Source organism: Kitasatospora sp. NBC_01302, from assembly GCF_035976515.1.
Lineage (GTDB): Bacteria > Actinomycetota > Actinomycetes > Streptomycetales > Streptomycetaceae > Kitasatospora.
In genome coordinates, this window is sequence record NZ_CP108404.1 from 8573860 (window position 1) to 8596193 (window position 22334).

Genomic DNA, 22334 nt, shown 5'->3' on the forward strand with positions numbered 1-22334 from the left:
AGGGACTAGGTGCATGAGAGAATTCATCCCCCCGGCAACCCGCTTCATCGACCTGCCCGACGGCTTCGCGATGAAGCGCGGCGGTGCACTGCACGGTGCGCGCATCGCGTACGAGTCCTTCGGGCGGCTGAACGCGGAACGCGACAACGCGGTCCTGCTCCTCACCGGCCTCTCGCCCGATGCACACGCCGCTTCCCACCCCGACGACCCGAGCCCCGGCTGGTGGGAGGCCATGCTGGGGCCGGGCCGGCCCGTCGACACCGATCGCTGGCACGTGATCTGCGTCAACTCCCTCGGCAGCTGCAAGGGTTCGACCGGGCCGCCGTCCATCGACCCGGGCACCGGCGAGCCCTACCGGTTGACGTTTCCGGAGCTCTCGATGGAGGACATCGCCGACACGGCGGCCTTCGCGGTGCGCGCGCTCGGCATCGAGCGGCTGGCCTGCGTGATCGGCACCTCCATGGGTGCGATGAGCGCGCTCTCCCTGCTGGCCCGCCACCCCGGCCTGACGGGCAGTCACATCAGCATCTCCGGAGCCGTCCACGCGCTGCCGTTCGCGATCGCGATCCGGTCGCTGCAGCGCGAGGCGATCCGCTTCGATCCGCAGTGGCACCAGGGCAGTTACGACGAGGAGCACTACCCGCAGCGCGGCATGCGCACGGCACGCAAGCTGGGCATGATGACCTACCGCTCGCCGCAGGAGTGGGACAGCCGCTTCGGCCGGGCCCGCCTGAGCGCCGAGCGCCGCGGCGAACCGCAGGACCGCGTGGGGCAGGGGCCGGGGCCCGAGTCCAGCCCTGAGTCCGGCCCGGACTCGGGTCCTGAGTTCGGCCCTGAGTTCGAGGTCGAGGGCTATCTGGCGTGCCAGGCCGACCGCTTCGCGCACCGCTTCGATCCCAACAGCTACCTCTACCTGAGCCGCTGCATCGACCGGTTCGACCTCGGCGAGTCCTGCGGCGGCACGGCCGACGAGGCGCTGTCCCGGCTGCGCGTCGAACAGGCGCTGGTGATGGGCGTGCAGACCGACATCCTCTTCCCGGTGCAGCAGCAGCGGCAGATCGCCGAGGGCCTGAGCGCCGGCGGCGCGGACGTCCAGTTCCTGCCGCTGGAGTCGCGCGAGGGGCACGACGCCTTCCTCGTCGACACCGGCCGCTTCGGGCCGCCGGTGGCGAAGTTCCTGTCGGCGCTCTGACCGGGCCGGGCTCGCCGGCCGCCGGCCGCAGGCGGCCACCGCTTTCCGCACCCCCTCAGTGAAGCACCCCCTCAGTGAAGGAGTCCCACGTGTCCGGGCAGCCAGCCAAGACAGCCCTCGTCACCGGCGCCAACCGCGGCATCGGCTTCGAGATCGCCCGCCAACTGGCCGAGCAGGGCGTGCAGGTCCTGCTCGCCGGCCGCAACGCCGAGGCGGTCGGCGAAGCGGCGCTGCGGCTGCGCGGCGAGGGCCTGGCCGTGGAGCCGGTCGTCCTCGACGTGACGGACACCGACAGCATCCGGGCCGCCGCGGCGGCGGTCGAGAGCCGGTACGGCCGGCTCGACATCCTGGTCAACAACGCCGGCATCCGGATCGAGGAGTACGGCCGGCAGCCCTCCGAACAGCCGCTGCACCAGTGGCGCGAGACCTTCGACACCAACCTGTTCGGCGTGGTCGAGGTGACCACGGCCTTCCTGCCGATGATCCGCAGGGCCGCGGCCGGACGCATCGTCAACGTCTCCAGCCTGCTGGGGTCGCTCGGCACGCACAGCGATCCCGGCTCCTACGCCTACAGCGACATGTTCAAATCGCTGCCGGCCTACAGCGCCTCCAAGAGCGCGGTGAACTCCTGGACCGTGCACCTGGCCTACGAACTGCGCGACACGCCGGTCAAGGTGAACTCGGTGCACCCGGGCTACACCAGGACGGACATGAACGACGGCGCCGGCGACCTCGACATCCCCGAGGGCGCCCGGACCAGCGTCCGGATGGCCCTGCTCGACGCCGACGGTCCCACCGGCAGCTACGTCCACCAGGGCGAGGTCCTGCCCTGGTAGCCCTGCACGGCCCCGCCACCGGAAGCCATCCACCCCCACCCAGTATTGGATTCGCACTGTGGGCACCCTTGTCATGGTCACCGATGCAGAGAGCCTTCCGCTCGATTTCGACATGCCGCTGCTGCTCGACGCCTGCCGGGCGACCGGCCTGCCCGTCGAGGTGTGCGCCTGGGACGATCCGGCCGTCGACTGGTCGCGGTTCGACGCCGTCCTGCTGCGCTCGCCCTGGAGCTACGTGGAGCGCCTGCCGCAGTTCCTGGCCTGGTGCGAGCGCGTCACCGAGCTGGCGCCGCTGTTCAATCCGCTGCCGGTGGTGCGGTGGAGCCTGGACAAGCACTACCTGGCCGATCTCGCCGCACGCGGCGTGCCGGTGGTGCCGAGCACCTTCGTCGAGCCCGGGGCGGATCCGCTGGCGGCCCTCGGGGAGTTCCTGGCGGCGCACCCCGGCGCCGGCGAGCTGGTGGTCAAGCCGACCGTCGGCGCCTACTCCAAGGACGTCCAGCGCTTCACCAGAGCGCTGGCGGCCGAGGCGGGCCAGTACATCGGCCGGCTGCTCGACAAGGGCTGCCAGGTCATCGTGCAGCCCTACCTGGCGTCGATCGACCGTGACGGCGAGACCGACATGATCTACTTCAACGGCGCCTACAGCCACGCCATCCGCAAGAGCGCCCTGCTCCTGGCGGACGGCACGGTCAACGCGCCGACCCAGGACGTCCGCCGGGCACGGGAGGCCGACCAGGACGAACGCGCCGTCGCGCTGGCCGCACTCGAGGCGGCGGCGGCCCACCTGGGCCTGGCGCAGCCGCTGCTCTACGGACGCGTCGACCTGATCCGCGGCGACGACGGCAGGCCGGTGGTGCTGGAACTGGAGCTGTGCGAGCCCAGCCTGAGTCTGGCGTTCGCCGACGGCGGCGCGCTGCGCTTCGCCCGGGCCCTGGCCGAGCGGCTGGTGTTGTCATAGGTGATCAACGACCGGGAAGATCTTGGTCGTGACCCTCCTCATCCTGCTCGTCCTCTCCGTCGCGGTCCCGCTCGGCTGGCGGATCGCCCCGGCCCTGAACCGCACCGTCCGCGCGCGCTGGATCCGCGCGCGGTTCGACCCCGTCGCCCACGGGCTGCCGCCGCGCGAGGCGCTCGACGCGCGGCGGGCCGGGCCGCAGCTGCCCGTCCACCGGGCCAAGGAGATCGAGGCCATCGCGCACGACGCGCTGCAGGGCGACTGGCGCTCGGCGGCCGCCTTCGTGGCGGCCGCGGGCGAGGACTGGGACGAGCGCTGGGCGCGGATCGAGCTGCTGCAGGAGATAGCCGCCCACCGTGACGCCTGGCTGGAGGACTGGCTGCGCGCTCGACCGGACAGCTGTACCGCCACCACCGTGCAGGCCCAACTGCTCCTGCACCGCGCCTGGGAGGCCCGCGGCGACGGCTCGGGGCAGAGCGTGCCCGCCAACCGGATGGCGCGGTTCCTGGTGCTGGCGAAGGCCGCGCTGGAGACCGCGCAGCAGGCGGCTCCGCTGGCACCGGAGGATCCGGGGCCCTGGGTGGTCATGGTCACCGCCGCCCGCGCGCTGCGCCACGACCACGAGGAGTTCGTCCCGCTCTGGGACCAGCTCGTCCTGCGGGCCCCGCACCACTACCTGGGCCACCGGCAGGCGCTGGAGTACTGGTGCGCCAAGTGGGCGGGCTCGCACCGGCTCATGATGGCGTTCGCCGAGGACGCGGTGCGCCGGGCGCCGGCCGGCAGCCCGCTGGCCGGGATCTACCTGGATGCGCTGAACGAGCTGGCCCAGCGCGCGGGCCGCTCGGCGCTGCCCTCCTCGGCCGCGGCCAGGGAACTGCTGGCGCAGGTCGCCCGCTCGCTGGGCCAGGCCCGCGAGGGCGACCGGCAACTGCCCCGACTGCGCCACCTGCTGGCCTCCTTCCTGCTCCAGGCGGGCAGCCATGACGCCGCCTTGGAGCAGTTCAGGCTGATCGGCCCGTGGTGCGGCGCGGAGCCGTGGACCAGGGAGCGCGACCCCGCCGCGGCCTTCGACCTCGCCCGGGGAAGAGCCGCGACCAGGGCTTCGCGGACATGACATACCTCACGCCCTCTCCTGACGTCCTCTCAACTCCACTGCGCTGAAAGGGAATAAGCGCACCCCGGCCGCGCCATGGCCGGCCGGCTGGCCGAATTCGTCAGTAAGCCGTCATTGCCGCCACCCCATCATGGCTGCAGGCTGTGACGGTGTCTCAACGACGTGTTGTGGTGGTGCTCTACTCCGGTGCGCAGGCGCTCGACGTCGCGGGGCCGATCGAGGTGTTCGACACCGTGAACCGGCAACTGCCGGAGCTGGGTGCCGATTACCGGATCGAGTTCGTCTCCGCGGACGCGCCGCTGGTGCGGACCTCCTCGGGCATGGTGATCGCGGCCCAGCCGCTGGCGGCGGCCGACGGCCCCATCGACACCCTGCTCGTGCCCGGCGGCTGGAGCCTCAAGGAGGCGCTGGAGGACCGGGAGCTGGTCGCCTGGATCCGCGAGGCGGCCGGCAGATCGCGCCGGGTCGCCTCCGTGTGCGGTGGGGCGTTCCTGCTCGCCGAGGCGGGTCTGCTGCACGGCCGGCGCGCCACCACGCACTGGGCGTACTGCGCGGACCTGACCCGCCGCTACCCCGAGGTGACGGTCGATCCGGAACCGATCTTCGTGTGGGACGGCCGGTTCGTGACCTCGGCCGGCGTGGCCACCGGCATCGACATGGCGCTCGCGCTGGTGGAGGCCGACCACGGCGCGAGCGCCGCGCTGGAGATCGCCCGGTACCTGGTGCTCTTCTTCAAGCGCAACGGCGGCCAGTCGCAGTTCAGTTCGGTGCTGGAGGCACAGCTCGCCGACCGGGCGCCGATCCGCGCCGCGCAGGAGTGGATCCTGCAGAACCTCGAACGGCCGCTGCACGTACCGACGATCGCCGAGCGGGCGCACATGAGCGTGCGCAACTTCGCCCGGGTGTTCCGCCGCGAGGTGGGCGTCCCCCCGGGCCAGTACATCGAGCAGATGCGGATCGCCCGCGCCCGCAAGCTGCTGGAGACCACCGACCTGCCGGTCGGCCGGATCGCGCACTGCTGCGGGTTCCCGGCCCAGGAGACGTTCTTCCGCTCCTTCGGCCGGGCGCTGGAGGTCACCCCGAACGAGTACCGCCACCGCTTCCAGGCGCTGTCGCCGGCCGGCCTGGTCGTCTCCCCAGCGTCGGCGGACCACCAGGACAGGAGCCCCGTATGACGGCCAGGATCCGACTCGTCGACCAGCTGGCGGGCGAGTTGGCCGCCCACGGTGTGCGGCAGGTGTTCGGCGTCGGCGGCGCGAACATCGAGGACCTCTACGACGCCTTCCTCGGCACCGGCGGCGTGATCCGCACCGTGGTCGCCAAGCACGAGTTCGCCGCCGCCACCATGGCCGACGGCCAGGCCCGGGCCACCGGGCGGATCGGGGTCGTGGCGGTCACCTCGGGCGGCGGCGCGACGAACCTGGTGTCGGGGCTGGCCGAGGCGTACGCCTCACGGGTGCCGGTGCTGGCCCTGGTCGGGCAGCCGCCGACCACCTCGCGGGGGCGCGGGGCCTTCCAGGACGCCAGCGGCAGGGCGGGCTCCTTCGACATGCGGGAGCTGTTCGCGCCGGTCAGCCGGTTCTGCGCCTGGGCCGACGACCCGCAGGCGGTACCGGAGCTGCTCCAGCAGGCGCTCGCCGCCGCCGAGCGCGCCCCGCGCGGCCCGGCGGTGCTGCTGCTCCCCAAGGACGTCCAGCAGGCCCTGGTCCGCCCCCGGCGGCCGGCTCCCGCCACCTTCCCCGCCCCACCCGCGCCCGCGCCTGCCGCCGCGGCGGCCCGGCGCCGGGCCGCCGAGCTGCTGCGCGGCGCGCGGACCGTGCTCGTCATCGCCGGCGAGGGCGTGGCGGCGGCCGGCGCCCGCACCGAACTGGCCGAGCTGGCGGGCCGGCTCGGCGCCTGGGTGGCGGTCACCCCGGACGCCAAGGACGTGTTCCGCAACGACGACCCGCGCTTCGCCGGGGTGGCCGGGGTGATGGGCCATCAGAACGTGGTGGACTGCCTGCGGCGGGCCGACCTCTGCCTGCTGGTCGGCACCCGGCTGCCGGACGTGGCACGCGCCGGACTCGACGCCGCCCTGTCCGGGACCCCGGTGGTCTGCATCGACCCCGAGCCCCCGTTCGTGCCGGGGACCGCGGTGCCGGGCGAGGTCCGGGCGACCCTGCGCGAGTTCGCCGAGGACCTGCCCGCCCACCCGCGTCCGGCGCCCGACCACGCCGGCCCGGTGCCGCGCCCGGCACCCGAGCACGGCCGTGGCGGCACCTCCTGCCGGGCGGCGGTCGCCGCCATCGAGGCGGCGCTGCCGCCCGAGGCGCACGTCTTCGTCGACGCGGGCAACGCCGGTGCCAGTGTGATCCACCTGCTGCCCGCCCCGGCCGAGGGCCGCTTCGTGGTGGCCGTGGGGATGGGCGGCATGGGATACACCTTCGGTGCGGGCATCGGCGCGGCGCTCGCCACCGGACGGCGGACCTATGTGATCGCCGGTGACGGGTCGTTCTTCATGCACGGCATGGAGGTGCACACCGCCGTCGAGTACCAGGCTCCCGTCACCTTCGTGATCCTCAACAACAACGGCCACGCCATGTGCGCCACCCGTGAGCGGATCTTCCTCGGCGCACCGCACCCGAGCAGCCGCTTCCGCCCCGCCGACCTCGCGGCAGGCGCGGCCGCGATGTTCCCGGGCCTCGCGGTGACCCGGGCCGAGGACGGCCCGCGGCTGCGCCGGGCGCTGCTGCACGCCAACACCCGCGGCGGCCCCGCGTTCGTGACGCTCGACGTCGACCCCGCCGAGACGCCGCCCTTCCTGCCCTTCCTGACCCCGGCGACAACCGCCACACCACCGACCCCGATATCCGCCGGCACCGAGCCGGCCCAGCACGAGGAGACCGCAGATGAGTTCGGACCCGTCCATGTCGGCTGACACGCCCGAGTTGGCAGGCATCCCGGGCCTGACCCGGGTGGAGAACACCGATCAGCAGCAGCTGGTGGCCCGCTGCGCGGAGCTCACCCGGCCGGAGTACTCGCACCAGCAGGTCTACGGGCGCTACTGCACCATCGAGACCCACGTCGACTGCCCGCCCGAGCAGGCCTACGAGTACCTGCGGCAGGGCCACCACCTGGAGGAGTGGACCTTCAGCCTGCGCAACTTCGCACCCACGCAGACCCCCGGCCTCTGGATCGGCGACGACCTGCTCGAGCAGGACACCCGGATCTACTGCAAGGTGGCGGCCAACGCCGAGGCCATGACGGTGGACTTCCACTGCGCCTGGGACCAGGGCGAGGAGCTCTGGATGATCTACCTGATGCGGGTGGTGCCCGCCCAGCTGGTGCTGGGCCGCCCCGGCTCGGTGATCACCTGGACCAACTGCCGGCACCCCCACTACGACCGCAACCCCCGCCCGGAACTGGCACCGCGCCCGGACCGGCCGTGGGTGGGCGACTACTGGGACCTCTTCTACGCCGGCCACACGGTGGAGCTGGCCAACCTCAAGGCCATCCTGGAGCACCGCCACCAGGGCGGCCTGCCGATCGGCAGCGCGCCGCGCGCGGTGGTGCGATGACCACCGTCAGCCTCATGGACGTCGCCGGCCATCTGCCCGGCGAGCCCGTCCCGGCCGCGTTCTACACCGAGTACCCCGGCGCGGAGGACAAGCTCCGCGACAACCCGATGTTCCGCGTCCCCCCGCTGCGGCACCACGTGGCCGGTGAGAGCAACGCGGACCTGGTGGAGCGCGCGGTGCAGCCGCTCATCGAGCGCCACGGCCGCGACGAGATCCGCTCCGTGGACGTGCTGCTGATGCACAGCCAGCTGCCCGACATCCCGTTCGTGGGCGCCGGCACCGAGGTCGCGCGCCGCCTGGGGCTCAAGCCCCGGTGGCTGCTCGACGTGGCCAACGCGGGCTGCGCCTCCTTCGTCCAGATGATCGAGCTGGCCCGCACCATCCTCACCAGCACGGACGCCACCAGCGCACTGATCTGCAACGCCCAGAGCGCGGCCGGGCAGCTGTTCACCCAGCCCGACGTGCGCAGGCTGGCCCAGGCCGCCATCCCCGGCGACGGCTGCGGGGTCGGCTACCTGACCACCTCCGCCGCGGCCCCGGTGCTGGGCGTGGTGACCCGTCACATCGGCGACTACGGCGGCGACATGACCGCGGTCCTGGAGGACGGCCGCAAGTACTGGGAGCCCGGCGAGTCGCAGCTGCGGATCGGCTTCACCGAGGAGGCCGTCGCCACGGTCATGGAGCGCGGCAACCGCCTGGTGCCGGAGGTGGTCACCGAGCTGTGCGACCGGCTCGGGCTGCCGACCGGCGCGATCGACACGCTGGTGACCAACCAGCCCAACCGCGCCTTCCTCAGCAACTGGCGAAAGGCGCTCGGCCTGCCCAAGGAGCGGCACCCCGACACCTTCGACAGCTGCGGGAACCTGTTCGGCGCGGGGATCCCCATCACCCTGGACCGCGCCGTCCGCTCCGGCCAGGTCAAGGGCGGCGACCTGGTCGTGCTGGGCGGCTTCGCCCACGCGGGCGACTTCGCGGGCGCCGCCGCGATCCGCTGGGGCGGCTGACCCGCTCGGGACCAGGGCGGTTGTCGGTGGCGGCTGGAACCCTGGCGGGTATGGACGACGAGGCGCTGATGCGGGGCCGGGTCTACGGGGCGGATCACGACGATCCCGACCCCGGCCCGCGCCCCGGGCGGGTGTACCGGGAGCTGGTGGCGGGTCCGCTGGACGGGCTGCTGCTCGACGTCACCGGCTGGAGCGCGGACCGGCTCGCCGCCGGCGCCGCCCTGGCGACCGAGATCGGCGCGTACGGCCGTGGTGGTCACGCCCTCTACGGCCCGCGCCCCGCGGATCCGCGCCGCTGGGACTGGCAGGGCGACGCCCCCTGACGGGGCTTCCGGCGCCCCTGACGGGCCGTCAGGCACCAGTGGACGGATCCTGACGGCCCTCTGACACCAGCTCAGGTTACTGTCAGGTATTTTTAAGGAGCCTCTCAGGTGAACATTGCCACTTCTTGAAGGACTGCCTGTGCTCCGTCGCCCGTCCCACCGCCTCGGCCGCGCCACCCGCGCCACGCTGGCCGCCAGCGCCGCCCTGACCCTCGGCGCGGCGCTGGCCGCGCTGCCTGCCGCTCCCGCCTTCGCCGACGCGCCGATAGCCGCCGCGGGGACGCCCGCGCCCGCCGGCACCCCGCACCTGGACGCCGTCGAGCAGATGCTGCGTCAGGTCTCGCCCGGCCTGGAGGGAACGGTCTGGCAGCGCACCAGCGGCAACAACCTGGACGCCCCCGCCGACGACCCGGCCGGCTGGCTGCTGCAGACCCCGAACTGCTGGGGCGACCCGACCTGCGCCGACCGGGTCGGCACCGACAAGCTGCTGGCCAAGATGACGGCGAACATCGCCGCCGCCACCCGCACGGTCGACATCTCCACCCTCGCCCCGTTCCCCAACGGCGAGTTCCAGGACGCGATCGTGGCGGGCCTGAAGGCCTCGGTGGCGGCGGGCAACAAGCTCACCGTGCGGGTCCTGGTCGGGGCCGCCCCCCTTTACAACATCACCGCACTGCCCACCAGTTACCGCAACGACCTGCTGGCCAGGCTCGGCCCGGCCGCCGCCGGCGTCACGCTGAACGTCGCGTCGATGACCACCTCCAGGACCGCCCTGTCCTGGAACCACTCCAAGCTGCTGGTGGTGGACGGCCGCAGCGTGATCACCGGTGGCATCAACGACTGGAAGGACGACTACATCGACACCACCCACCCGGTGTCCGACGTCGACCTCGCGCTGACCGGTCCCGCCGCCGCCTCGGCCGGTGCCTACCTCGACACCCTGTGGGGCTGGACCTGCAAGAACACCGGCGTCCTGTCGAGCGCCTGGTTCGCCGCCAGCAACGGCGCGTCCTGCCTGCCGAACCTGGAGAAGGACGCCAACCCCGGGCCCGTCCCGGCCACCGGCGACCTGCCGGTGATCGCGATCGGCGGCCTGGGCGTCGGCATCCAGGGCGCGGACCAGGCCTCCACCTACCAGCCGGACCTGCCGGCCACCGCCGACGCCAAGTGCGGCCCGGTCGCGCTGCACGATAACACCAACGGCGACCGCGACTACGAGACGGTCAACCCCGAGGAGAGCGCGCTGCGCGCCCTGGTGGCCGGTGCGACCAGCCACATCGAGATCTCCCAGCAGGACCTCAACGGCACCTGCCCGCCGATGCCGCGCTACGACCTGCGCCTGTACGACCTGCTCGCCGCCAAGCTGGCCGCCGGCGTGAAGGTGCGGATCGTGGTGAGCGACCCGGCCAACCGCGGCGCGGTCGGCAGCGGTGGGTACTCGCAGATCAAGTCCCTGTCGGAGATCAGCGACGAGCTCCAGGCCCGGATCGCGGCGCAGAGCGGCAACGCGGCGGGCGCGAAGGCCACCATGTGCCAGAACCTCCAGCTCGCCTCGTTCCGCGCCGCCCCGACCGCGAACTGGGCCGACGGCCACCCGTTCGCGCTGCACCACAAGGTGGTCACGGTCGACGGCTCGGCGTTCTTCGTCGGCTCGAAGAACCTGTACCCCGCCTGGCTGCAGGACTTCGGCTACCTGGTGGAGAGCCCGAGCGCGGCTGCCCAGCTGGACACGAACCTGCTGGCCCCCGAGTGGCAGTACTCGCAGGCCGCCGCCACGGTCGACTACACCCGCGGCATCTGCCCGAACTGACCCCGCCACGGTGGGCCGGCCCGTCCGGCCGGCCCACCCGGGCCCTCACCCGGCCGGCGTATCCGCACCGCGGGGCCGGTGACCTCCTCCGCCCGAGATCTGCGTGTACGGGTGGATATCGGCGCTTTCCTCCCTAGGGTGGGCGCATGCGAAGCGTGCCCCGCTGGACCGTGATCTCGTCGGGAGTCGCCCCCGTTCTGCTGGTCGGCGGGTGGCTGGCGGCGGGTGCGCTGCAGAGCCCCGGCTACGACCCGGTCTCCGACACGATCAGCGCGCTGGCCGGCACCACCGCCGCCTACAGCTGGATCATGACCGGCGTGCTCTTCGCCCTGGGGCTCTGCCACTGGGCCACCGCGTACGGACTGCGGGTGGTCTCGACACCCGGCAGGGTGGCACTGGCCTGCGGGGGACTGGCCTCGGTGCTGGTCGCCCTCGCCCCGGAGTCGGCGGCCGGCCCGTCCGCCCGGCACAGCGCGTCCGCGGCCTTCGGCGTGGTGGCCATGGGCGTGTGGCCGGGCCTGGCAGCCCAGTACGGGCGCCCGGGCCCGCGGGTGCTCCGGCCGCTGGTCTCGAACGCGGCGATGGCGATGACGCTGGTCATCGCGCTGTGGTTCCTCTACGCGCTGCGCGGCCACGGCACCGCGGGCCTGGCCGAACGCGTCCTGACGGGATTCCAGACGCTGTGGCCGCTGGTCGTCGTGGCGTCCTGCCTGCGCTACGCCGCCCGTACGGCGCCGTCCGGCGCGACGCGCGACGCGCGGACCGAATCCAGCCCCGGCGGGCAGCGGCCCTGACCCCGTCACCGGGCGGGTCCACCGGATCCGCCCTCCGCCTCAGCCCAGCTCGCGCCGCCCGCCGCCCGGCCGGATCAAGGCCGCCAGCTCCTCGGCCGTCGTGACCGTGCGCTGCTGGCCGTTGAGCAGCACCGCGGTGAGCATCACCGGGTCGGACCACTCGATGACCAGCCGCTCGGAACCGCGCAGGTAGAAGTTCCTGCCCCACACGCTGCCGCGCGCCGCCGTCTCGGGAAACGCCCGGACGTCCGGCGCCGTCACCCGTGACCAGCCCGCCCGCGCGATCTCCGTATCCCAGAATCCTGGACCCGCCAGCATGATCGAACCTCCCGTCCTGAGCGACCCTATCCGCCCGCGCGGCCCGTCGCCGACGCGCGTCCGCGCGGTCGGTGCCGCCGAGGGCGCGGCGACGTCGCTGCCGCCGAGGGCCCGGTGACAGCGAGTACCGGGCCCAGGGCCTTCAGCACTGTGGCCGGCGACCGTGATTGGCCTTGTGCTTGCAGCGGCCCTTCTTCTTGCGGCGTCGCTTCGATGACATGGCCCACTCCTCTCGCAAAAAGCGGCTGATCACCCCTCCTCCAAGGTTGCACAAGGCGGCCCCGACCGCCTGCCGCCCGCCCTGGCCTGCGAACCCGGGCCGACCGGCGGGCCCGGCCCGCGCCGGCGGCCGGCAGCTCGGGCAGCGTTCCGGGGAAGTCCCGCAGCAGCGCACCGGCCTCGGCCCAGAACCCGGCGGTAAGCGTGTCACCGCAGCGCGCGGCGGCCCCAGCAGGTGATCAACGGCGCGGTGGTGACGTCCAGTTCCGCACCGTCGTCCTCGTGGCGCAGGTTCGCCAGGTGCTGCTCGATCTCCTCGGGCGCGGCCAGCCCGGCCGCCACGAGCTGTTCGCGCAACTGGCGGACGGTGGCGGCCTCCAGCTCGCGGCAGGCCGGCGAGGTGACCGGGAAGTACGCCTCGGCCGCCACCTCGCGCAGCCCGGCGCCGCGCAGCAGGGCCGGCAGGGTGCGGCCGAAGCCGAGGTCGACGCCGCGTTCGGCGAGCAGGGCCCGGAAACCGCGCCGGATCCGGTTGGCCAACTCCTCGGCCGGGCCGCGTTCGTCGGGACAGGCCAGCGGCTGCAGCGAGGGATCGGCATCCTCGATGACCAGCCAGCCGCCCGGCCGCACCGCCGCCGCCAGGGTGCGCAGCACCCGGGCGCGCTCGGGCAGGTGGACGAGCACCAGCCGGGCGTGCACCAGGTCGAAGTCCCCGCCGGGCGGTTCCTCGTTGACCACGTCGTGGCGCAGCACACGCACCGGCGCGTCGCCGGGCCCGCCCTCGGCCGGCTCCGTCAGCCAGGTGGTGTCGAGGTCGGTCACCAGCACCTGCCCGGTCGGCCCGAGCCGGGCGGCCAGTGCGGCCGGCACCGAGGGACCGCCGGCCCCGACCTCCCAGCAGCGCAGGCCCGTCATCGGCCCCAGCCGCTCCAGGTGCGCGAGCGTCCACGGGTCGAAGAGCTCGGCGAACGCCTCGAAGCGTCGCCCGGCCTCGCGCTGCCGGTTGTCCAGCAGATATGCGTTGTCAGCTGTCATGCCGCCCATCCTGCCTCAGGAAGTGTCCGGCGTGGCTCACCGAAGTCCCGCCACGGACGTCCCGGAAGTGACGCCGGTTCGATTTCCGATCGCATCCCCGGGGCGTTAGCAGGGCATGGGTGACAAAAGGCTGTTGGGGCTGGACGCGGCGCGCGGTCTGGCCGTCCTGGGGATGTTCGCCGTGCACGTCGGCCCGGACCCCTACCGCAGCGGCGCGGGCTATCTCCTCGTCGCGGCCGAGGCGCGTTCCTCGGCCCTGTTCGTCCTCATCGCCGGCTTCTCGCTCGCGCTCTCCCGCGCCCGCACCACCCTTTCGCCGGCCCTCCTGTGGCGTCGCACCCTGCTGCGCTGCGCCTGCCTGCTGCTCCTGGGGCTGGGCCTGGCCTCGCTGCGGCCGGGCTTCCTCGTCATCCTGTCCTTCTACGCCGTCTACTTCCTCGCCGCCGAGCCCCTCCTGCGCCTGCGCACCCCGCAGCTGGCCGCGGTCGCCGCCGCGAGCGTGGTGCTCGGGCCCGTCCTGTCCTACCTGCTCGGTCCGGTCGTGGGCTTCGACACCGCGGCCCACGGCGAAGTCCCGACCCTGGCCGACCTCGCCAGCCCCACCGGCCTGGGCACCGCGCTCGACCAACTCCTGCTGACCGGTGGCTATCCCGCCCTCACCTACCTGCCCTACCTGCTGGTCGGCCTCCTGCTGGCCCGCCTCGCCCACCCCCAGCGCCCGGCGGCGCACTGGCTGCCGGTGGCGTGCGCGGGCATCGCGGCGGCGACCGCCGGGTACGCGGGAGCCTGGCTGGCCATCGAGCGGTGCGGCGGGCGGCAACGGCTGCTGGCCTCGATCGCCGTCCACCAGCCCTGGGCCCTGCCCACCCCCGACCCCGTCCACACCGTCCTCGCGGCCCAGGAGGGCGCCATCCCCACCACCTCCTGGCACTGGCTGCTCATCGCCGAGCCCTACAGCCAGACCCCGCTGGAGATCCTCGGCAACGCCGGCACCGGCTGCGCCCTGATCGCCCTGGCCGTCGCCGTCGCCCGCCTCCCCGCCGCGGCGCGGCTGCTGCGCCCGCTCGCCGACGTCGGGACGATGGCCCTGACCCTGTACGTCGCGCACGGCCTGGTCCTCGCGCTGGCGTTCGACCTGGAGGACCAGGGCGGCAGTTGGAGCCTCCTCGCGGGCTTCACCGCCGCCGCCGTGCTCGGTGCCGCGGCCTGGCAGCACCTGTGGCGCGACTCCCCGCTCCGCCGGGGCCCGCTGGAATGGGTGCTGCACGCGGTGGTGCGCCGGATCCCGCGACCCGGGCGGGTCGAAGCCGCGTGACCGCGCCGCTCGGACACGCGGCTCCGCTGCGTACCCTCGTCCCCATGCCAGCCTCACCCCGGCAACACGTTGCCGTCCTCGTGCTCGAAGGTGCGAAGCCGCTCGATGTCGGCATTCCCGCACAGGTGTTCACGACCCGCGCGAGCATGCCGTACGAGGTGCGGGTGTGCGGGGCGGCGCCGGGTCTGGTGACCGGCGGTGACGGCCTGTCGTACCACGTCGCCCACGGGCTCGACGCGCTCGCGTGGGCCGACATCGTCTTCGTCCCCGGTTACCGGTTCCCGGGCCGCGACGACCCGCCGCAGGCCGTCGTCGACGCGCTGATCGCCGCCCACGACCGGGGCGCGCGGCTCGCCGCCATCTCGACGGGCGCCTTCGCACTCGCCGCCACGGGCCTGCTCGACGGCAGGCGCGCCACGACGCACTGGCACTACGCGCGGGCCCTCGCGGCCAAGCATCCGCTCGTCCGGGTCGACGAGAACGTCCTGTTCGTCGACGAGGGCAGCGTGCTGACGTCGGCCGGCGCGGCATCGGGCATCGACCTGTGCCTGCACATCCTGCGCGGCGACCTCGGAGTGGCCGCGTCGAACCACGCGGCCCGGCGCCTGGTCGCGGCCCCCTACCGCAGCGGTGGCCAGGCGCAGTACGTGCCGCGCAGCGTGCCCGAGCCACTGGGCGAGCGGTTCGCCGCCACCCGCGAGTGGGCGCTGCACCGGCTGGGCGAGACCCTCACCCTCGAACTGCTCGCCCGGCATGCCGCGGTGTCGCCGCGCACCTTCTCGCGGCGCTTCGTCGAGGACACGGGATACACGCCGATGGAGTGGGTCATGCGCGCCCGCATCGACCTGGCCCGTGAGCTGCTCGAGCGTTCGCAGCGGCACGTCGAGCAGATCGCCGCCGACACCGGTCTGGGCACCGGTGCCAATCTGCGGTTGCACTTCCACCGGGTGCTCGGCACGACACCGAGCGAGTACCGGCGCACCTTCACCCAGGGCGAGTAGCCCGCCGCCTGGCGCGATCCTTTTGAACCTTGGCGATCGCGCCGCTGTCACCGGCGGATGCCGCGCGCGACATTGGTGGGGAACCGAAGGGACACCACTCATGACGCGCATCGCCATCAACGGATTCGGCCGCATCGGACGCAACGTGCTGCGGGCACTGCTGGAACGTGACAGCGACCTGGAGATCGTCGCGGTCAACGACCTCACGGAGCCCGCCACCCTCGCGCGGCTGCTCGCCTACGACACCACCGGCGGCCGGCTCGGCCGCCCGGTGACCGTCGACGGGGACGCCCTGGTCGTCGACGGCCGTCGCATCGCGGTGCTCGCCGAGCGCGAACCGGCGCAGCTGCCGTGGGCCGAACTCCGCGTGGACCTCGTGCTCGAGGCGACCGGCCGCTTCACGTCGGCCAAGGACGCTCGCGCCCACCTCGACGCCGGCGCGAAGCGGGTGCTGGTCAGTGCGCCGTCGGACGGTGCCGATGTCACGCTGGCGTTCGGGGTCAACACGGACGCCTACGACCCGGACGTGCACACGATCGTCTCGAACGCCTCGTGCACGACCAACGCGCTCGCCCCGCTGGCCAAGGTGCTCGACGATCTCGCCGGCATCGAGCACGGCTTCATGACGACGGTGCACGCCTACACGCAGGAGCAGAACCTGCAGGACGGGCCGCACCGCGACGCCCGCCGCGCCCGCGCCGCCGCCGTCAACATCGTGCCGACTACGACGGGCGCTGCCAAGGCGATCGGCCTGGTGCTGCCGCAGCTCGACGGCAAGCTGTCGGGCGACTCGATCCGGGTGCCGGTTCCGGTGGGATCGATCGTCGAACTCAACACGACCGTCGCTCGCGACGTGACGCGTGAGGACGTGCTGGCGGCCTACCGCGCTGCCGCGCAGGGACCGCTCGCCGGCGTGCTCGAGTACTCGGACGACCCGCTCGTGTCGTCCGACATCACCGGCAATCCCGCCTCGGCGATCTTCGACTCGGCCCTCACCCGTGTCGACGGCCGCCACGTCAAGGTGGTCGCCTGGTACGACAACGAGTGGGGCTTCTCGAACCGCGTGATCGACACGCTGGAACTCCTCGCCACCAGGTGACCTCACCGCGCACGGGCGATGCGGTTCCGGGCTCGTTCCGCCAGGCTGGGTGAAGCGGAAGCAACCGACTCATCGGGAGTGAGCCATGGGCCTCGTCCACATCGCGATGTTCGCGACCCTCGACCTCGTCGGGCAGGCGCCCGGCGGCCCCGACGAGGACCCGGAGGGGTTCCCGTTCGGCGGCTGGCAGGCGCCCCTGGTGGACGAGGTCGCCGGGTCGCAGATCCTTGCCGCCTACGAGGGCACGGACGCCCTGCTGCTCGGCCGGCGGACGTATGACATCTTCGCCGCCTACTGGCCCCACCAGCAGGGCGGCGAGGAGAACGCGTTCGCCGCGCTCTTCAACCGCATCCCCAAGTACGTGGCCTCCCGCGGCACGCCCGACCTCCCGTGGGCCGGGTCCACGCTGCTCGGCCCGGACCTCGCCAGGGCGGTGCGGGAGATCCGTGACCGGCACGAGCACGTGAAGGTCGTCGGGAGCCTGAACCTCGTGCAGACCCTCCTGCGCGAGAAGCTCTTCGACCGTCTCGACCTCTGGCTGCACCCGATCGTGCTCGGCGTCGGCAAGAAGGTGTTCGACGACGGCGCAGCGCCCACCAACGTCACGCTCCTCGCACCCCCGGTGGCCAGCTCGAAGGGCACCGTGTACCTGCGCTACGCGCGCGCCGAGGGCACCCCCGCGACGGGCGACATGGGCGCACCGGACCGAGGTGCCGCAAGCGACTCGTGACCGAGCCGCCCCCGGGCAGCCCGGCAGGCCCCTGAACTGCGCACTCGGCGCTCCGGCCAGGACGTCACCCTCCCGATCACCGCCCTCGGTGTCGCCTGCCGCGACCACGGCCACGAGGAACGGGCGGTCGGGGCCTTCGAACGCGCGGCGGACCTCGGCGACCCCTACGCGATGGACTACCACGCCCGCATCCTGGCGAGCCAGGGCCACCACGAGCGGGCCCAGGCCCTCCGTGACCGGTCCGCCCTCGCCCACGAGATCGACGCCGACCGCAGCGTGGCCGGCCGCTGCACCGCCGAACTGGTCCGCCGCCGCTCGGCCCAGGCCTGACCCTGCCCCCGGACCACCAGGCCCCAGGCTCTAGCCCAGGTGCAGGGTGGCCGTGGCGCCGCCGTCGGGGGCGTTGGCGAGGTCGAGCCGGGCGCCCAGGACGGCGGCCTGGCCGAGGGCGATGGTCAGGCCCAGGCCGTGGCCCCGGCCGCGTTCGGGGGCTCCGGTGTGGAAGCGGCGCGGGCCGTGGGTGAGCAGCTCGGGCGGGAAGCCGGGGCCGTGGTCGCGGACGGTGATGGTGCTTCCGTCCAGGGTGATCCGTACCGGGGCGTGGCCGTGGCGATGGGCGTTGGTCAGCAGGTTGGCCAGGATGCGGTCCAGGCGGCGCGGGTCGGTGGTCACCATAGCCGCCTGACGGACCGTCATTTCGGCTTTCAGACCGGTGTGTTCGACGGTCTCCCGGACGACGTCGGGCAGCGGCACGGGGAACAGCTCGGCCGTGCTGGAGCCGGTCTTCAGCCAGATCACGCCGTCGTGGCCGCGTCACGAAGGCGTCCGTCCCAACGGGCCAGCAGCCGGGCGATGTTGTTGCCCGAGGGGAGCATCATCAGCTGCAGCAGCTGCCGCTCGGTGAACTGCTGGCCGGCCCGCACCGGGGCGGTGGACTCGTCCCTGGAGTAGGACTCGTCGGCGGCCTGCTGGTCGACGGTGATGGTGGGACCCTCGCTGTCGGGGCCCTTGAGCGGGTGGTCCTGGAGGACGACGTAGGCCGTCATCGCCTTGGTCACGCTGGCGATCGGCACGGGGCGCTGCTCCCCGCGCGAGCCGATCCGGCCCACCCCCTCCACCGTCACACTCGTCTGGCCCTGGACCGGCCAGGGCAGGCCGGTCCAGGCGGGCAGTGCCTGGACCGGGGCGGGGGCCCGGTGCCCGGCGCCGGGGGCGAGGGTGCAGGCGAGGACGGCCCCGGCGGCGAGGGCGACCCCGCCCACCGGCCACAGCCGGCCTCCTCGGGTACGGACTGCGCTCATGAACGGCCACCTCCGGGTGCTGGACACGCCGGTCTGCGTGTCGCCACCACGGTGGCTTCGGGAGGTGTCGGCTCCGCGATGGGTGTGCATCCGCTGCTGCTTGGGCCTGTATCGGTTGCGCATCAGCCACCCGCAGCAGCCCGCCCGCGTAGCGTGGGGCCGGGGAGAGCGGCGGTCCAACAGACAGAGGGGACAGGGCGTGGTCGACGGCTGGGAGTGGGACGAGACGCTGTTCGCGGGTTCGGCCGCCTACTACCGGCGGGGGAGGCTGCCCTACGCCCCCGGGCTGGCGGACGCGCTCGCCGGTGCGCTGCGGCTCGACGGGCGCGGGCGCCTGCTGGACGTGGGATGCGGTCCGGGCACCCTCGCCCTGGCGCTGGCGCACCTGTTCGACGAGGTCGTCGGGGTGGACCCGGACGGCGGGATGATCGCCGAGGCCGGGCGGGTGGCCGCCGAGGAGGCGCTGGCGGGCAAGGCGCGCTGGGTCCGGGCCCGGGCCGAGGAGCTGCCCGCCGGACCGGCGCTCGGCACCTTCTGCGTCGCGGTCTTCGGGCAGTCCTTCCACTGGATGGACCAGGACCGGGTGGCGACGGCCGTGCGGAGCATGCTGCGGTCGGGCGGGGCGCTGGTGCACGTATCGGACCTCAAGGGGGAGGTCCGGGACGTCGCGGGCCTGCCGCACCCGGCGGTGCCCCGTGCGGCGATCGACGAGCTGGTCCGGCGCTACCTGGGCCCGCAGCGGCGGGCCGGCCAAGGGGTGCTGCCGCACGGGACGCCCGGGGGCGAGGCGGCGGTGTTCGCCCGCGCGGGGTTCGCCGGTCCGCGGCGCCTGGTCGTCCCCGGCGGGCAACCGCTGGAGCGCGACTGCGACGACGTGGTCGCGGGGGTGTTCTCGATGTCGGCCTCGACCCCGCACCTGTTCGGCGCCGAGCGCGACGGCTTCGAGGCGGACCTGCGCGCGCTGCTGCGGCAGGCCTCCGCCGCGGGCCGCTTCTCCGAGCGGCAGCCCGGCACCGAGGTGCACCTCTGGTGGCGGGACCCGGCGCAGCCGTCACCGGCTGGCTGAGCCGACGGGCAGGCCGGTCGGGGTCACCGACCGGCCTGCCCCGGGGGAGCGGACCGCGCTCAGCTCGGCAGGTTCCACTTCTGGTTGGCGCCGCCGGTGCAGTCCCAGATCTCGGTCTGGGTGCCCGGCGTGGTGGACCAGCCGGTGTCGTCCAGGCACTTGTTGGACTGCGGGTTGTACAGCGAGCCGTCGGACTGCGGTATCCACACCTGCGAACCGGTGTTATTGCAGTCGTAGAGGTCGACCAGGGTGCCGTTGGCGGTGCCGGCGGCGTCCACGTCCAGGCACTTGCCCAGGACGTGCAGGGTGCTGCCGGCCTGGACGACCGTCCACTGCTGGGCGGCGGTTCCGTTGCAGGTGTAGACCTGTACGGGGTTGTAGTCGGCGGTCGACGCCGAGCGGTCGTCCAGGCACAGGCCGCCGTAGCCGGTGATCGCCGAACCGCCGCCCCCGCCACCGCCGGTGGTGGTGTAGGCCGCGACGGAGGCGATGCTCATCGTCGCCCCGGAGGTGGTGGCGGCGGTCGGCGTGGTGCAGCCGCAGACGCCGTTGGGGAAGCCGCCCCCCATCGCCAGGTCGAAGATGATGGACAGGTTGTGGTCGAAGGCCTGCTGCCAGGTGGCGGTGCCGACCTGGCTCTCGGACACGCTGAAGTAGGCGGTGCCGTCGAGGTACCAGGTGATCGACTCCGCGGCCGTGTTGGTGCGGTCCAGGATCATCGCGTACGTGTGGTAGTCGTTCTGGCAGCCCGGACAGGCGCGCAGGCCGCTGCCGATGCCGTTGTTCTCGTTGCAGACCCCGCCCGGGGCGGTGCCGCAGTGGATGGTGCCGGCGACCTGCGAGAGGGCGTTGACGTCCTCCATGATGTCGATCTCGCCGTTCTCGGGCCACTGCCCGGGGCCCAGCATCCAGAACGCGGGCCAGTACCCGAGTCCGCTGCCCGGGTTCGGCTGCATGATCGATGCCGTGACCTCCAGCTTGCCGCCGGCCGGTGCGCCGACGACGGCGCCGGGCGTGCGGATCCGGCCCGAGGTCCAGCTGCCGCCGTTGTTCAGGGCGGTGATGTCGAGGTGGCCGTTGCCGTCGAGGTGGACGTTGGCGGTCGAGTCGGTCATGGTCTCGATCTCACCGGTGCCGAAGTTCGAGCCCGGTCCGGTGTCGTAGGTCCAGTTCGCCGCGGAGGGCGGCGCGCCGGCCGCGCCGGAGAAGTCGTCGCTGAACACGGTCGTCCACCCCGCCGGCGGGGCGGGTACCGGCACCGCGCCGGCCTCGGGCGCCCGGGCGACGAGCGCCAGCAGCAGGCTCAGGGTGGCGAGCACCGCCAGCCTGCGGCCGGCGTGGCCCTTGGTGCGCTCTGTTCGGTGGCTTCGGGAACGGGTCAAGAAGCGAACGCGTCGGAAGGTGCGCCGACGCGGCAGTTCGTGGCTCATCTGCGGCTCCCAGGCAGGAGGGGCGCGGGAACGGCGGACAAGGTGGGGGCCCGGTCCCGCGCATGCGGAGCAGTGGAGTCATACCAACACGGACTGAACTGCGCCGTATTCAACTCCTGTACCTGTCAACGCGTCAAGACGCTGGGTAGTCAATCCCTGGCATCAGGACCTGAACGCGGCCTGGGACCGGCGGTCACCATCGGTGACGAAAAGCGCTCGTGGGGCCTGCCGTCCCGTGATGGTCCTCACGCGGCCCCGAGGACTACGACCCTTCCTAGTAGCGCGTCCGCGGCTTCGGCGCACGACGCTCCCCGCCGCGCGGGCCGGCGGCGCGACGGATTTCGGCCGCGGACCAGTCGATCGGAGTCTGTGCAGGTCAGCGCGGTGGTCGCGCAGGTCGTCGGGCCGTTGAGGACGAGGTTTGAGCCCTGGAGGCAGGGGTAGCGGAGCGGCTCGGACGGCATCCGTGGCCACCGCCGGCTACGACGCACCGTCGTATCGGCACCCCTTGGATCGCGCCCCCGACCCCGCTAACAATGGCGAAGTCGCCAGATGCGGCGGAGGCCCGTCCACCGCCGCAGCTCCCGAACGGTGGTCTCTCCACAGCGAGACCGCCCCGGTGCCGAACCCATGACCGCAAGGCCGCGTCGTCGAGCCTGCGGACCCTCCTGGGCAAGGCGCCCAACTGATGTGAGGTCGAACTCCACATGCCCGTGATCTCCACCCGCATGCGCAAGTCCGCCGCCCTTCTCGCCTCCGCCGCCGGCATCGTCGCCATCGGCGCCGCCGTGGCCCCCACCGCCGCCTCTGCCGCCACCCCGCAGCAGATCGCCGCCAGCATCGTCCCCGCCGACCAGCTGGCCTCCTTCGACCAGATCGTCTCCCACGAGAGCGGCTGGAACGTCACCGCCACCAACCCGTCCTCGGGCGCCTACGGCCTGGGCCAGGCCCTGCCGGGCAACAAGATGGCCTCCGCCGGCGCCGACTGGCAGACCAACGCCTCCACCCAGATCAAGTGGACGTACGACTACATGAACAGCCGCTACGGCAGCCCGAACCAGGCCTGGGCCTACTGGCAGGTCCACCACAACTACTGATCACCCGATCAGCGGCCCCCGGACGTGTCCGGCGGGGCCACCCCCGAGGGACCCGGTGCGCGCATCCCGCGCACCGGGTCCCTTCGGCGTGCGGGGTGCGGGGATGCCGCGCACTGGGGCCCTTCGGCGTGCGCC

23 protein-coding genes are annotated in these 22334 nt (G+C 73.3%); 18 read left to right on the forward strand and 5 right to left on the reverse strand.

Translation table 11 applies throughout. The annotated features are described in order from the left end of the window. Positions 1-13 precede the first annotated feature (13 nt). The 11 genes from metX (at position 14) to OG294_RS37215 (ending at position 11588) form a co-directional block, all read left to right on the forward strand. Complete coding sequence (gene metX, locus OG294_RS37165; protein ID WP_327070984.1) at positions 14-1192, forward strand: homoserine O-acetyltransferase MetX; 1179 nt, start codon at positions 14-16, stop codon at positions 1190-1192. An 89-nt stretch (positions 1193-1281) separates the two neighbouring features. After that, positions 1282-2028 carry an SDR family oxidoreductase gene (locus OG294_RS37170; RefSeq protein WP_327070985.1) on the forward strand — a complete coding sequence of 249 codons (747 nt, stop codon included), beginning with the start codon at positions 1282-1284 and terminating at the stop codon, positions 2026-2028. A gap of 58 nt (positions 2029-2086) precedes the next feature. Continuing rightward, entirely contained in the window at positions 2087-2989 is a 903-nt protein-coding gene (locus OG294_RS37175; protein ID WP_327070986.1) for an ATP-grasp domain-containing protein, read from the forward strand. 28 nt (positions 2990-3017) lie between these two features. Next, positions 3018-4100 carry a hypothetical protein gene (locus OG294_RS37180; protein ID WP_327070987.1) on the forward strand — a complete coding sequence of 361 codons (1083 nt, stop codon included), beginning with the start codon at positions 3018-3020 and terminating at the stop codon, positions 4098-4100. A 149-nt stretch (positions 4101-4249) separates the two neighbouring features. Continuing rightward, positions 4250-5275 carry a GlxA family transcriptional regulator gene (locus OG294_RS37185; RefSeq protein WP_327070988.1) on the forward strand — a complete coding sequence of 342 codons (1026 nt, stop codon included), beginning with the start codon at positions 4250-4252 and terminating at the stop codon, positions 5273-5275. Beyond that, the gene (locus OG294_RS37190; protein ID WP_327070989.1) at positions 5272-7017 is read left to right on the forward strand and encodes a thiamine pyrophosphate-binding protein; all 1746 of its coding nucleotides are present in this window, start codon (positions 5272-5274) and stop codon (positions 7015-7017) included. Before OG294_RS37185 ends, OG294_RS37190 begins: the two co-directional genes overlap by 4 nt. After that, a complete protein-coding gene (locus tag OG294_RS37195) occupies positions 6989-7657 on the forward strand; it encodes an SRPBCC family protein (RefSeq protein WP_327070990.1) in 669 nt (222 codons plus the stop codon). The genes OG294_RS37190 and OG294_RS37195 overlap by 29 nt, the downstream gene beginning before the upstream one ends. Beyond that, on the forward strand, positions 7654-8661 hold the full coding sequence (locus OG294_RS37200; RefSeq protein ID WP_327070991.1) for a 3-oxoacyl-ACP synthase III family protein: 1008 nt from the start codon (positions 7654-7656) through the stop codon (positions 8659-8661). Before OG294_RS37195 ends, OG294_RS37200 begins: the two co-directional genes overlap by 4 nt. A 50-nt stretch (positions 8662-8711) precedes the next feature. Then, positions 8712-8984, forward strand: coding sequence for a hypothetical protein (locus OG294_RS37205; protein WP_327070992.1), 273 nt, complete (start codon positions 8712-8714; stop codon positions 8982-8984). A 139-nt stretch (positions 8985-9123) separates the two neighbouring features. Beyond that, positions 9124-10794, forward strand: coding sequence for a phospholipase (locus OG294_RS37210; protein ID WP_327070993.1), 1671 nt, complete (start codon positions 9124-9126; stop codon positions 10792-10794). A 146-nt stretch (positions 10795-10940) separates the two neighbouring features. Then, on the forward strand, positions 10941-11588 hold the full coding sequence (locus OG294_RS37215; protein WP_327070994.1) for a DUF998 domain-containing protein: 648 nt from the start codon (positions 10941-10943) through the stop codon (positions 11586-11588). Positions 11589-11627: 39 nt separating this feature from the next. Here OG294_RS37215 and OG294_RS37220 read toward each other — a convergent pair whose 3' ends face one another. Continuing rightward, positions 11628-11906: a hypothetical protein gene (locus OG294_RS37220; RefSeq protein WP_327070995.1), complete on the reverse strand. Its 279-nt coding sequence runs from the start codon at positions 11904-11906 to the stop codon at positions 11628-11630. A 426-nt stretch (positions 11907-12332) separates the two neighbouring features. Next, entirely contained in the window at positions 12333-13160 is an 828-nt protein-coding gene (locus OG294_RS37225; RefSeq protein ID WP_327070996.1) for a class I SAM-dependent methyltransferase, read from the reverse strand. Between the two features lie 115 nt (positions 13161-13275). On the opposite strand from OG294_RS37225, the gene OG294_RS37230 reads away from it, so the two are divergent. From OG294_RS37230 to OG294_RS37250, 5 genes are all read left to right on the forward strand, one after another. Continuing rightward, positions 13276-14475: a DUF418 domain-containing protein gene (locus tag OG294_RS37230; RefSeq protein ID WP_327070997.1), complete on the forward strand. Its 1200-nt coding sequence runs from the start codon at positions 13276-13278 to the stop codon at positions 14473-14475. A 44-nt stretch (positions 14476-14519) separates the two neighbouring features. Next, a complete protein-coding gene (locus OG294_RS37235) occupies positions 14520-15476 on the forward strand; it encodes a GlxA family transcriptional regulator (protein ID WP_327070998.1) in 957 nt (318 codons plus the stop codon). A 100-nt stretch (positions 15477-15576) separates the two neighbouring features. Beyond that, positions 15577-16575 (forward strand): type I glyceraldehyde-3-phosphate dehydrogenase, encoded by a 999-nt coding sequence (gene gap, locus OG294_RS37240; RefSeq protein WP_327071800.1) that lies wholly within the window; start codon positions 15577-15579, stop codon positions 16573-16575. An 85-nt stretch (positions 16576-16660) separates the two neighbouring features. Then, positions 16661-17305 (forward strand): dihydrofolate reductase family protein, encoded by a 645-nt coding sequence (locus OG294_RS37245; protein ID WP_327070999.1) that lies wholly within the window; start codon positions 16661-16663, stop codon positions 17303-17305. 171 nt (positions 17306-17476) lie between these two features. After that, positions 17477-17635: a hypothetical protein gene (locus tag OG294_RS37250; RefSeq protein WP_327071000.1), complete on the forward strand. Its 159-nt coding sequence runs from the start codon at positions 17477-17479 to the stop codon at positions 17633-17635. A gap of 30 nt (positions 17636-17665) precedes the next feature. On the opposite strand, the gene OG294_RS37255 is transcribed toward OG294_RS37250, so the two are convergent. Together OG294_RS37255 and OG294_RS41275 are read right to left on the reverse strand one after the other, a co-directional pair. Next, the gene (locus tag OG294_RS37255) at positions 17666-18103 is read right to left on the reverse strand and encodes a sensor histidine kinase (RefSeq protein WP_442789287.1); all 438 of its coding nucleotides are present in this window, start codon (positions 18101-18103) and stop codon (positions 17666-17668) included. Continuing rightward, positions 18100-18606 carry a hypothetical protein gene (locus OG294_RS41275; RefSeq protein WP_442789288.1) on the reverse strand — a complete coding sequence of 169 codons (507 nt, stop codon included), beginning with the start codon at positions 18604-18606 and terminating at the stop codon, positions 18100-18102. Before OG294_RS41275 ends, OG294_RS37255 begins: the two co-directional genes overlap by 4 nt. A 199-nt stretch (positions 18607-18805) precedes the next feature. Here OG294_RS41275 and OG294_RS37265 point away from each other — a divergent pair, with 199 nt between their 5' ends. Continuing rightward, a complete protein-coding gene (locus OG294_RS37265; protein WP_327071001.1) occupies positions 18806-19672 on the forward strand; it encodes a class I SAM-dependent methyltransferase in 867 nt (288 codons plus the stop codon). Positions 19673-19731: 59 nt separating this feature from the next. On the opposite strand, the gene OG294_RS37270 is transcribed toward OG294_RS37265, so the two are convergent. Next, the gene (locus OG294_RS37270; RefSeq protein WP_327071002.1) at positions 19732-21054 is read right to left on the reverse strand and encodes a ricin-type beta-trefoil lectin domain protein; all 1323 of its coding nucleotides are present in this window, start codon (positions 21052-21054) and stop codon (positions 19732-19734) included. A 755-nt stretch (positions 21055-21809) separates the two neighbouring features. Between OG294_RS37270 and OG294_RS37275 the strand changes: the two genes are divergently transcribed. Beyond that, entirely contained in the window at positions 21810-22199 is a 390-nt protein-coding gene (locus OG294_RS37275; protein WP_327064448.1) for a lytic transglycosylase domain-containing protein, read from the forward strand. Positions 22200-22334: the final 135 nt, after the last annotated feature.